The organism is Sphingobium sp. (assembly GCF_035511395.1).
Classification (GTDB): Bacteria; Pseudomonadota; Alphaproteobacteria; order Sphingomonadales; family Sphingomonadaceae; genus Sphingobium.
This window is the reverse complement of the sequence record NZ_DATKFP010000397.1, coordinates 1-11727: the sequence shown is the minus strand read 5'-3', so window position 1 is coordinate 11727 and position 11727 is coordinate 1. Positions and strand designations below refer to the sequence as shown.

Below are 11727 nucleotides of genomic sequence, written 5' to 3'. Positions count from 1 at the left end.
TGGTGGCGGGAGGCGCAGGTTTCCTTCGGTTTTCCATGATTTCACTCCAGATAATTACGGTTCCCTCGACCTCAACAAGTCGAAGGAACCAACATGCGATCAAGATCATCATTGCCGTTTCGAGCGGCCCCGCTCCGGGTCGAAGACCCGCCCAGTCACGGCACCCTTCTCACCACATTCCTCTCCTCTCAGTCGCTCGACGAGAAGTCAGGCTGTGCGGTTCTGTATGGCGCGGCGGTCCGCCATTTCCTGCATTGGCTGGGCCTGCATAGGATCGCCATCCGCACGATTGACGATCGGGCTGTCCGGCGGTTCGAAAAGCATGGGTGCCGGTGCCACCGGTATTCGGCGCAGCAAGCGCACTACAAGGCTGACCAAGCAGCAAGGGTCAGGCGCTTCGTCCGGTTCCTGGAAGATCAAGGCTACGTCGAAGTCGACGACGGGATCGACGATCTGCCACGGCACCTCGCCGACTATTCCGATGCGATCGATCGCCTGCAACTTGCCGAGGGACCGGCACAGGCCTATCGGTCCGAGGCCGAGCATTTCGTGGCCTGGCTTCGCATGGCGCGGCGCCAATGGATCGATATCGATGACACGATCATCGACCACTATGCAGCGCATGATTGCCGATGCCCGGTCTGGCGCAAGCGGGGCAAGTTGGTCGCAACGGGCACCAAGCGGCGGCGGCGATGCGCACGGCACTTCGTCGAGTTCCTGCGAGGCCGGGGCGCCATCCCATTGGTTGAACCGGTGGCGGACGATGACCCGCACATGTCGGCTTACTTGGCATGGCTCAAGCAACACCGCGGCGCCACGGACGAGACGATCCGGCGCTACCGGACCGATATCAGACGGCTCATGCCAATGCTGGGCGAGCCTTCGCAATGGGATGCCGCCGGACTCAGGAGCGCATTCCAACGACGAAGCAAGGAGACGCCGGGGTCGGCATCGCTGCTCGTCACGATAATGAGGAGCTACATCCGGTTTCTGGTCGTGCGTGGCGAGTGCCGGCCGGCATTGTTGCATGCAGTTCCATCAGTACAGCGCTACCGCCTTTCGACGCTGCCGCGCCACGTCGACCCGGCAACGATCGAGAGGATCATTGCGGCCTGTCCGACAGATCGTCCGGTGGAAGTCCGGGACAAGGCCATCATTCTCCTGCTCGCCAGGCTCGGCCTGCGGGCTGCCGATATTCAGAACATGCGTCTCGACGACATCGACTGGCGATCCGGCCACCTGACGGTCAAGGGCAAGACGCGTCGACCGGACCGCCTGCCATTGCCGCAGGATGTTGGCGACGCGATCCTGGCATATCTTGCGGCAGCCCGCCCGAAGGCCGCCGAAGAGCATCTGTTCCTGCGTGCACAAGCACCGTTTCGGCCATTCCGCTCGTCCGCTGAGATAGCGGGCATCGTCGCTCGTACGCGCGACCGCGGTGGGATCGAAGGAGTGCCGACCGGGTCGCACATATTCCGGCATTCGCTTGCCACCAACCTGCTGCGCGCGGGCGCAGGCCTGGAGTCCGTCGGGACCATCCTGCGTCACAGCTCGCCCGAGACCACTGCCATCTACGCCAAGGTCGATCTGCCGATGCTCATGAAGATCGCGCAGCCCTGGCCGGGAGAACAGTCATGCTGAACATCCACATTTCCAGATACGTGGCGCTGCATCGCAGCCTCGGGCTGAAGTTCTCTGAACAGGAACGCATGCTGCGCCTGTACGCCGCCTACGCCGGGGGTTTCGGCGATCGGCACACTCAGGTCCAGCGCATCTACGACTGGTGCCATACGTCGAGCTCACAATATGTGGCCCGCCGGAGGTTCGACACCGCACGTAACTTCAGCCTTTTCGCTCACGCCGAAGATTCAGGCCACGAAGTTCCGCCTGCCGGCGTCTTCGGTCGGGGCAAGCGGCCACGCCCGACGCCGACCATCATTGAGCCGGACCAGGTGCGGGCGATCATGACTGCTGCATTGGACGTTCCACCCCAAGGCACGATCAGCCCACACACGTACCATTACCTGTTCGGGCTGCTGGCGGCGACAGGTCTCCGGATTTCCGAGGCCCTCGCATTACAATGCAAAGATCTGGTCGAGGATGGCCTGATCGTCCGCAACGGCAAGTTTGGCAAGCAGCGGCTGATTGCCTTGCAGCCATCGACGCGCCAAGCACTCGAAGCCTATCTCGCCCTCCGCGAGAAGCACGCGGCCAGGGGCAACGACCTGTTCGTCACTATCCGGGGACGGGCACCGCACAAGGTGCGCGCCCACGTCGTGTTCGTCAGATTGGCCCGGCAGCTCGGATATCGTGGACCAACCGGTACGGCGGGCATGCGACTCCACGATCTGCGGCACACCTTCGCTGTCCGTTCCCTTGAGTCCTGCCCACCTGACAGGGAGGCCATCGCTCACCACATGGCCGGTCTCAGTGTCTATCTGGGGCACGCGTCGGTCGCCAACACGTACTGGTATCTCGAGGCCACTCCGGTGCTGCTGCGCGACATTGCGGCTGCGAGCGAGCAGCTTTACCGGGGAGAGGCGGCATGACGGCGCTCGCTCCGCATCTCTCGGCATACCTGCGTGAGCATCTGCCACGCGAACGTGCTGTCAGCCCGCACACAGTGAAGACTTATGCCAACTGCTTCGTCCTCCTCGTTCAGTTCGCTGCCGATCGGCTGAAGCGTCGGCCGACCGATCTTGAGATCGAGGATCTCGGCCCCGACATGATCATGGCTTTCCTGGACCATGTCGAGACCGGGCGCGGCAGCTGTGTGCGGACCCGCAATGGCAGGCTCGCCGCGATCCGGTCCTTCTTCCGGTACATCGAGTATCGGATTCCGGCCTGCCTGGATCTGGCCCTCCGCGTCAGATCGATCCCGACCAAGAAGACCGACAAGGCGCTGATCGACTACCTCGACCGGGCCGAGATCAAGGCTTTGCTCGATGCCCCGGATCCCCGGACACGCCTTGGCACCCGCGATCGCGCGATGCTGCATCTGGCCTATGCCGGCGGGCTGAGAGTGTCGGAACTCGTAACGCTGCAGCTGCGCGATTTCCCGGACCGCTCCCTGTCCACCGTGCACATCATGGGCAAGGGTCGGCGTGAACGGGTCCTGCCGCTCTGGAAAGAGACCCAGTTCGTATTGCGCGCGTGGCTTGCGATACGGCCCGACGCGCAAGCTGCCGAGATATTCCTCAATGCCAACGGGCAGCCCATGACCCGCGACGGATTTGCGTTCCGTTTGGCCGAGCACGTCAAGACCGCGGCAACGAAGCAGCCGTCGATCCTTGGCAAGCGGGTTACGCCGCACGTGCTGCGGCATTCCTGTGCGATGCACACGCTCGCGGCGACCGGGGACATTCGCAAGGTTGCATTGTGGCTCGGCCACGCCAGCATCCAGAGCACCGAGACCTATTTGCGCGCCGATCCCGAGGAGAAGCTGCAAATCCTCGCGGCTCACGGCGCACCCGCCATCAGGCCCGGGCGCTTCAAGCCGCAAAGCGACGATCTACTATCAATGCTTCAGGAAATACGTGCAGGAGGTCATGTCAAAATTTGACACAGGTCCGCATCGCAGTTCGAAGCGCCAGTGGCGCTCCCGCCAACAAAGCTTCGCCTTCGAGGCGGCCGTTGATGCGTAGCATAACCGAACCGTTTTGACGGAGAAGCATCGGAATGAGTTGGGAACCAGTGAGGTTGGCCTGCCAAAACGTGCTCTGAGCGTTCGCGCGGCCGGTCGGAATGTCAATTAATCGACCAGCAAAATTCCATGTAACCGTAACGCGCGGCACCGTCGCGGGCTTGTTAAGGAGCATGGCCATCATGGGGCGGTTGCCTTCACAAAACAGGCTAAACGACTTGATGTTTGGCGAAGCAGCTACATCGACATAGGCCATTGGGGCGCGACCTTGGACCGGCACGACCTCCCAAGCAGTCCCAGGCAGCGGCACTGCGTCCTCAGGTGGGCTGTCCATAAGCAGGCGAGCAATGTCCTGGGGCACGGGCAAGCGGCCTCCTTGAGGCGCATAGACCGTCAACTTTCCCTTTTCCCAAAGGCCAATTTGAACAGCACGGCGATTTGCATCAAGCAAAACATAGGCTTGCTCTACACCGCCTTGATGCGGCGCATTTCCCGTAACCCAATAGAGAGATCCTTGTCGTTGGAGACCGGATATCGCCGAAAGATTGCTGGCCAGCAGGTCTATTTTGCGGCCCAAACGCGAACGTATCGCGTCAGCTATCGGACCACTTGTCAAAAGATCTATTCCGTTGGGATCGGAATCACTTTGGAATTTTCCTATGGAACTCGCAAGATTGGTCCAGGCTAGCGGCGTCGGTTTTCCCAAGACTGGCCTTGCTTGCAGAGGTGCTTTTGAAGCAGCAGATGCCGGCCCAGACCCCTTGCACAAGAGCAGTGGGGATTGCGACACGAGCGCTGACTTGAACGGATCCAGGCGCTGTCCAGGCGCGACGTCTGCTTCAAGGCGGACTACGCCTCGCTTTTCGTCGTCATTGACCGTCAAGATCACGCGTCCGAAATCGTTGGCATTGACAGGAAAAGGAAAAAAGACCGCGCTAACGCCTTCATAGGTCGGGCCAAGAAACGAAGCCGCGTACTCAAACCGGGTGCTTTTTACAGTCTGACCAGACGCTTTGAAAGTAAAGCCGGTTTCGTTGATCTCAAGGCTCGCCCCTCGAGAGCAATCGCCACGCGGCGCATACGAGCCATAGCTTCCTTCGAGATCCATGCCTTTTAATGACGTCAATGTCACTGCGCCTGCGACGCCGGGCAAGCCCAGAAAAATCCCTGCGAGAAAAACGATAATGGGGCGCTTGGGCAGTTTGTTCGGCATGGCAGATCTCCATGGCGGACAGCCTTGCATCGGGACCTCGATTGAAAGCGACGAACGACTGCCTCGGGGATTTTCTACAACCTGCACCATTCCAGCGGTGCCGACAATCCTAACGGCCCCAGCATTCAACCTTGTCAGGCAATTATCTGGAGTGAAATCATGGAAAACCGAAGGAAACCTGCGCCTCCCGCCGCCACGCTCGACATAAACTGCGACTGCAAAGAATACATCATCGATTACCTCGAGCGCGCATTCCCGACCCGTCAGATGCGCGTGTTCAAGGACGACACGGGCACGCCGCGTTCTCTGCCGATGGTGAATGACGACGGCCACCCGGTCTACAATCCCGAGGCTCAGGCCGCGCGCGATGACCTCATCGAGAAGCTCTGCGCCATGCCGCCGATCATGTCGGCGCTTGATGCGCTGCTCGAACATTTTGGGCACGACAATGTCGCCGAGGTCACGGGCCGGACAAAGCGCCTCATCACGGTAAGCGACGGCCGCCAGAAACTGGAAAGCCGCTCGGCGCGCACCAGCCAGGCCGAGGCCGCTGCCTTCATGGCCGGCAAGAAACGCATGCTGGTCTTCTCTGACGCCGGCGGCACGGGGCGAAGCTACCACGCCTCGCTCGACGTGATGAACCAGGAGCAGCGCGTCCACCTTCTGCTCGAGCCCGGCTGGCGCGCCGATCGCGCGATCCAGGGCCTGGGCCGAACCCACCGCACGCACCAGGCGACCACGCCGCTGTTCCGGCCGGTGACCACTGACTGCAAGGGCGAGCTGCGCTTCACCAGCACGATCGCACGCCGTCTCGACAGTCTCGGTGCGCTGACGCGCGGCCAGCGGCAGACGGGCGGGCAGGGGCTCTTCGACCCGGCCGACAATCTCGAGAGCGAATATGCCTGCGCGGCGCTCCTCTCCTGGTTCGACCTGCTCGCCGCGGGCAAGCTTTCGAGCACGACGCTCGACGATTTCCAGCACCGCACCGGGCTCGAGCTTTGCGACAAGGACGGCGTGCTCAAGGACGAGATGCCGCCGATCCAGCGCTGGCTCAACCGCATCCTGGCCCTGCCGATCGCGCTGCAGAACAGCATCTTCGACGAGTTCCTGTCGCTGATCGAAACCCGCGTCTCGGCCGCGCGCGAGGCGGGACGGCTCGATGTCGGCGTCGAGACGATCCTCGTCGACAAGGCGACCCTCCTCGACGACGTCGTACTGCGGACCGATCCCCGCACCGGCGCGACCTCGCATCTTCTCACCATCGAGATCGCGCGGCGCCGCAACCCTGTTTCCCTCGAGCGCATCCTGAGGATCGCCGACGGCGATGCCAGCGCCGGTTTCATGATCAACCGCAAGTCCGGCAAGGCGGCGCTCAGGACGCGGGCGCGCTCGCTCATGGAGGAGAAGGAAGGCACGCCGATCCCGCGCGTCGAGATGATGCGACCTACGCGCAACGAATATATGCGCGAGGACGATCTCTACGAATCCTCCTGGGAGGAGGTGACCCGCGAGGCCTTCACGGCGACCTGGTCGGAGGAAGTGGACATCGCCCGGGAGACGGTCGACAGCGAGACGATCCGGTTGGCCACGGGGCTGCTGTTGCCGATCTGGTCGGCACTTCCGAGCGATCACATGGCGGTCAACCGTATCGTCGACGGGGAAGGGCAGTCCTGGCTCGGCCGTCTCGTCTTCGACGACCATGTGCCCCAGCTCTTCACCAAGCTCGGGATCGATCGGTCCGATACGCTGCCGCCCGACGCGGTCGCGAAGGCGGTGTCCGCGGGCCGCAGCGTCGACGTGTCGCATCCGTTCCCGCTCACCATCAAGCGCTCGGTCGTCAACGGCTCCCAGCGGATCGAGCTCGTCGGCTGCCCGCACGACCGTCTGCCGTGGCTCAAGTCGATCGGCTGCTTCACCGAGATCATCCAGTATCGCACGCGGATGTTCGTACCCATGGCGACGGCGGAGGCGGTCCTGGGGAAGCTACTCGAAGGAAGATGACGGCGCTCGGAGACGCTGCCTAAAGTATGTGGGCCGGGATGGTCTGTCTTGTCTCATTGGGCTAGACCGAGCAGGGCCGTTTCGGGGGAAACCATTGCGCATAATTTCTTTTTTGATTGCACTCGGCCTGTCGCTGCCGGCCATGGCACAGACCCAGGCGCAGCAGGACCGACTAAACCGCGTGGGGCAGTTCGTCGTGACGGCACCCATGTGCGAAAGACTCGGCATGAAACTCGACCCGGACTTGCCAGTGAAGGCGGAAGCCGCGCTGAACGCCGAGACAGCGGCCTGGGCGGTCGCGCCCGCGACGGTGGCGCGCTTGAAGGGCGAAGCGATCAACCGTCAGAGCCGCATGCTTGCGACTGATCTTCAATCAGCGGCCGACGGCGCGAAAACCGACGCTCAGCTCCGCGACCTGAAGCATACACTTTTGGGCTATGGCCGCACGTGCATGGAGGCGTCCGGCGAACCTATCTTCTCTTCCCTCATCGTTCCGCCACCCGGCTTCAATCTCGAGACCGCAGCGACCGAACTAACGGACAGCATGCTGGAGGTCGGTGGCCTCGCGAGTTGGCAGACCCCGCAGATCCAGGCACGCGGTGATCTGATGATGCTGGCCGGCACCTGCCGGTCGAAGATCGGAGCCCTGCGGTCGGACGCTCTGGTCAGGCAATATGGCCAGTCGGATGATCCCCGCGTTCGGGACTACTATTCCAAGTCATTCGACGAGGGTCTTTCCGATCCTTCCACGATTGGCACTCTAGCTGGCTGCAACAGGGCGATCGCTGCCTATCGCGCCAGGATACGGTGACTCCCGTGCTGCGGCGACGATCCATCGAGTTGCAGATGCACGATTATATCCGTTCCGTCATTGTGGAGCGGCATCTGTTTTTTGTGCTGAAGCGAAAAGCCGCCTGCTCACCCAGTTCGACGATATCGAAGGTGAAGCTGAACGCTATCAGGAGGATGCCTGGCAAGCGGCTATTAAAGCGCCCTATCATGGTGAAGAGCCCGATATGGGCGACATCGCAGATGCGGTGACGAGTGATGCCGCCGGACATTACATGTTGCTCGATGAGATGCGCAAACAGGTCCGCCTCGCCACCACGGCCGCCATGTTCCATCAGTGGGACAAGGAGCTGCGCGAATATCTCGCCAATGAATTCCGGCACTATGTCGATACGAAATGGATCGACAAGAACATCTGGAACGCCAAGACCATCGAGATTTTCGACATGTTTGGCGAGTTTGGATGGCAGGCAAAGCAGCAGGCTTTCTACCCGCAGATCGATGCCTGCAACCTCGTCGTGAACGTCTACAAACATGGCAAGGGTGCCGCGCTTACCCGCCTGCACAAGGCCTATCCGCACTTTATGAGCAAGCTCGGCGTCCAGTCGTGGACCGGCACGCTCTATCTCGATTATCGGTGGCTCGAAATCACTGACAGCGACTTCGACGATTTCGCGGGCGCGTTAGAGGCGTTCTGGCGAGCCATGCCGGAGCGTCTTGTTTATCATTCCCCAGATGTTGATTGACCTACCTTGTGCGCCCCGGCTGCGCTGCCGGAGATCATGTTGAGACCGAGGGGATATTTGGACGCGAGGCTATATTTCTCGACCATAGCCGCCTCCGCGTCATGCGCTTCCCGGCGAGAGAGCCGGTGGCACAAATGGTGGTAATCAGCCCCGCTAGCTTGGGCCGATCGTCGGCCCTGCCGGTGCGCTCGGCGATCCGCGCATCGATCAGCGCGTTGAGCGTGCGCGCGAAAAGGCGTTTGGACGCTGTCGCGACTGCCGCGCGGGTGTGTTCGTGGAAACGGATGTTCCAGCCCCGCTTGGTGATCCCGTAATATAGATAGGCCTCCCCCTCGCTGGTCAACAGCGTGTGGAGATAGAGCGTGTAAGTGCACGCGAGAGCTGGATTCCCGTGCAGAATTGCGCGCATCGGCAGTTCGACGCGCATGGCGACGTCGAGGAGAGGCGAGACCATGCTGAGGAAGACGGCCGGCGCGACGCCCGCCTCCCGCGCCTCTTTGAGGATAGCCGCAGTGTGTGCTGTCTTTCCCTCGGCGTTCGCCGCCTCTCTTACATCGGCGATGATCCGCCCGCCGGGATAAGCCGGGCAAGCCCCGGCCTGCAGCCCCCCTGCGCGAACCCAGGTTTCGACCTCGGCGACATAGCCGCTGGTCTCGTTGAAATGGACGAGGACATCGTCCAGCACTTCAGCTGACCGGAGCGGATTGAACGTAAGGCCGCGCGAGAGGTGCATGAGCGCCACTGGGTCGACGAAGCGAAGTTGCCGCCCGAGTTCGGCGGCGGCAGGCCAGTCTGGTTTGAACGCAGGGCTGAACATTCGACGTCCTTCAGCTACGCAGGTTACTTCCATGGTCGAACCCGGCGGGTCACGGGCTGCTTTTGTAAAACACTGTAAAATTACAAGAAATGAGGACCGGCGCGTAGCAGTAATGGCAGATATGATCTATCTATCTCAATGCGCGCAAATAACGATAATATAGCCGGGAGAACATGCCGTGACGGACGTGGTTTCCTCGTCTGTTGGCGAGGCTCGCCCATACATAAGCCCGGACAGCGAGATCGTCCGGGAGATGCGCTCGATACGGCGCACCATCGACGAAGCGCGCTCCGCCGGCACCCTCGACCCGCTCTTCGGCTATCTCTATGCGACCATCGAGCGGCGAACCCCAGCGCAGATCCGGACCGAAGCTGCATGCGGTCCGCGCTGCGCCTGGTGTTGTCACACGCGCGTCGCGGCGACCGCACCGGAAATCCTGTTCCTCGCGCGCAGCCTTCCCGCCGGGGTCGTGGAGGCCGTTCCCGCATTGGCCACGCGGCGCCGCGACGGCTGGGATCGACCGCTGCTCGAGAGCCTGGCGCCCTGCGCGGTTCTCGCCGATGGCCTTTGCACCGCGCATCCGAGCCGGCCGATCGTATCCCGCACCACCGTGTCGCTTGACGCCGAGCAGTGCCGGATTGCCACGAGCAATCCCGAGGAAGCCGTTATCCCCTCCGTGCTGGCGTCGGTCGCCCTGCGCGCGGTTTACGAGATCGCGCTGCAGGGCGCGCTGCTCAACGCCGGCTATGCGGTGGACCGGTTCGATCTTGCCACTGCGCTCGCCGATGTAGTCGCGGCGCCGGATGCCGAAGCCGCCTGGCTCGCGGGCGGCGATGTCTTCCCTTCAGCGCTCAGGATCGAGCAGGAAGCCTATCTGGACGAGCCGCTGAGGCTTGCCTTCTACGAGGCGGCGTTCGGCTGAAGCCCGACTTTGCGCGCTGCCGGCATGAGCTGGCGGCACGCCCGTACCTCATAAAAAGAGCCTGCCCGGTAAGGACCGGACAGGCTTGGAAGTGGGAGGCCGCCGAAACTTTCGACTCGAAGGCCCCTCGGGTCGCAGCAACATTGTATCGCAGCGCGCATCCATTTCCTTGCACGGATGCGACACTAGCGGCTCTCTAGAGTCGCCTGCACTCGACGAGCAGGCTGGTGGCTGTCTCCAGCCGGTCCGGCGTCGGCTCCGGCGGATTGCCCTGCCGGGTGGTGCCCGGCGTCAGCGTCCATCCGCCCTCGTCCATGACAATCCGCAACCGCAGGATCGTCTTGCCCCGATTGCGTGCATCGGCAAGGCCTCTTCCTACCGACCAATAGGCGTGCTGAGCCATGATCCAGATCTCGAGCATGTGGCAGACGAAACCGGCCGGCGTCAGCTCACCCCAGCCTTGCGCCTCCCGCTTGGCCCGGCTCAGGGGCAAGCGATCCGGATTTTCGAACGGATGACCCTGGTTCGGCGCTTCCCGCAGGCAGAGCGCGAGGGCAGCGACGATAGCGGCTGGAAGCTGGTCCTGGTCACGCAAGACTCCCTGCAGGGCGCGAAGACGTTCCACCGGGTTGGTTGCGTCCTTTGATGCGAGAATCCAGGCTTCGGCACTATCCGCCAATGACTTCTTATCGAGAGCGCCGATGAAGGCCCGGGCCAGTTGTGTCGTCGAGCGAGGACCAGGCAGGAGTGCGCCGATCGTCCAATAAAACATGCCTTCGAGGGCAAGACGGAACAGTTGGCGGATTTGCACCGCGCGCCATTCGTCCGCTGCCAGGGGGCGGTCACTCGCGCTGTCCCAGGCTTCGGCGCGATCGGCCATCCGAACCCTGATGTCCTCGTAGGTGGCTTCCTCGTCGTCGAGATTCGCATAGGCCGCCTGGACCAGCGCGACACCCTTCTGACGGGCTGGAGCTGCCCGTTCACCGCCGAGCCTCGTAAACATGGCCTTCGCCTCCGCGGCGCGAGGCTTGTCCATCGTCCAAAGCTTGCCCCAGCGCTCGGCATCCGCGCGCCTGACGACCACGTTGCCGAAGCGGTTGAACGCCTCGTGGCCCAGCTCCGCCCCGAAACCTCTTTCGAAGGCGTCGAGCACCGGGTCGAGGGAAGCATCGGGTTGGAATATGCCTGCCGCGCCCTCGACCGGGATCAGCCAGCCCATGGTGCGCAGGCTCGGCCCGTAGTTCAGCGGCGATATGAAACCTGTCGAATAGCGTCGCATGTTGCGCCGGGCTTCCCATTCCTCACCGCCAAAACGATACTGCTTCGCGTCCAGCATCGGCCGCATGGCTTGCGCCCCCGGAATGTCCGCACGCGGGTCGATCAGGAACTGTGACCACGCGTAGATAGCCTCGATCCGGTCGACGAAATCGCGCATCTCTTCGGGCTTTGCGCTCTGCCGCTTTCCCCGCTCCAGAACATGGCGCACCCTCCGCCAGGCCCAGGCCATCAGGGTGTAGGGACGGATGTGGCTTGCCACATTGTTGAGGTCCGGCAGCACCCGGTCCATCAGGCCGAAGTTGATCTGCCTAAGGCCCA

General features: G+C 62.5%; 10 protein-coding genes. 7 read left to right on the top strand and 3 right to left on the bottom strand.

Annotated elements, in window-relative coordinates; all coding sequences use genetic code 11:
- The first annotated feature begins 93 nt into the window (after nt 1-93).
- The 3 genes from VMR39_RS26970 to VMR39_RS26960 are packed head-to-tail and all read left to right on the top strand — an operon-like array spanning nt 94 to nt 3562.
- A complete protein-coding gene (locus tag VMR39_RS26970; RefSeq protein ID WP_026149763.1) occupies nt 94-1641 on the top strand; it encodes a tyrosine-type recombinase/integrase in 1548 nt (515 codons plus the stop codon).
- Complete coding sequence (locus tag VMR39_RS26965; RefSeq protein WP_019053427.1) at nt 1635-2549, top strand: tyrosine-type recombinase/integrase; 915 nt, start codon at nt 1635-1637, stop codon at nt 2547-2549. The genes VMR39_RS26970 and VMR39_RS26965 overlap by 7 nt, the downstream gene beginning before the upstream one ends.
- Nucleotides 2546-3562 carry a tyrosine-type recombinase/integrase gene (locus VMR39_RS26960; protein ID WP_019053426.1) on the top strand — a complete coding sequence of 339 codons (1017 nt, stop codon included), beginning with the start codon at nt 2546-2548 and terminating at the stop codon, nt 3560-3562. The genes VMR39_RS26965 and VMR39_RS26960 overlap by 4 nt, the downstream gene beginning before the upstream one ends.
- Here VMR39_RS26960 and VMR39_RS26955 read toward each other — a convergent pair.
- Nucleotides 3552-4856 carry a hypothetical protein gene (locus VMR39_RS26955; RefSeq protein ID WP_082737013.1) on the bottom strand — a complete coding sequence of 435 codons (1305 nt, stop codon included), beginning with the start codon at nt 4854-4856 and terminating at the stop codon, nt 3552-3554. The genes VMR39_RS26960 and VMR39_RS26955 overlap by 11 nt on opposite strands.
- A gap of 312 nt (nt 4857-5168) precedes the next feature.
- Here VMR39_RS26955 and VMR39_RS26950 point away from each other — a divergent pair, with 312 nt between their 5' ends.
- The 3 genes from VMR39_RS26950 to VMR39_RS26940 all read left to right on the top strand — a co-directional run bounded on the left by VMR39_RS26950 (nt 5169) and on the right by VMR39_RS26940 (nt 8392).
- Complete coding sequence (locus tag VMR39_RS26950) at nt 5169-6857, top strand: strawberry notch C-terminal domain-containing protein (RefSeq protein ID WP_349255103.1); 1689 nt, start codon at nt 5169-5171, stop codon at nt 6855-6857.
- A gap of 142 nt (nt 6858-6999) precedes the next feature.
- Nucleotides 7000-7668, top strand: coding sequence for a hypothetical protein (locus VMR39_RS26945; protein ID WP_148564662.1), 669 nt, complete (start codon nt 7000-7002; stop codon nt 7666-7668).
- Between the two features lie 205 nt (nt 7669-7873).
- Entirely contained in the window at nt 7874-8392 is a 519-nt protein-coding gene (locus tag VMR39_RS26940; protein ID WP_019054342.1) for a hypothetical protein, read from the top strand.
- Nucleotides 8393-8426: 34 nt separating this feature from the next.
- Here VMR39_RS26940 and VMR39_RS26935 read toward each other — a convergent pair whose 3' ends face one another.
- Nucleotides 8427-9209 carry a hypothetical protein gene (locus VMR39_RS26935; RefSeq protein WP_019054343.1) on the bottom strand — a complete coding sequence of 261 codons (783 nt, stop codon included), beginning with the start codon at nt 9207-9209 and terminating at the stop codon, nt 8427-8429.
- A 178-nt stretch (nt 9210-9387) separates the two neighbouring features.
- Here VMR39_RS26935 and VMR39_RS26930 point away from each other — a divergent pair, with 178 nt between their 5' ends.
- Nucleotides 9388-10131, top strand: a complete 744-nt coding sequence (locus tag VMR39_RS26930) for a hypothetical protein (protein ID WP_148564661.1) — start codon at nt 9388-9390, stop codon at nt 10129-10131.
- Between the two features lie 196 nt (nt 10132-10327).
- Here VMR39_RS26930 and VMR39_RS26925 read toward each other — a convergent pair whose 3' ends face one another.
- Nucleotides 10328-11698: a septum formation inhibitor-activating ATPase gene (locus VMR39_RS26925; RefSeq protein WP_325421030.1), complete on the bottom strand. Its 1371-nt coding sequence runs from the start codon at nt 11696-11698 to the stop codon at nt 10328-10330.
- Nucleotides 11699-11727 lie beyond the last annotated feature (29 nt).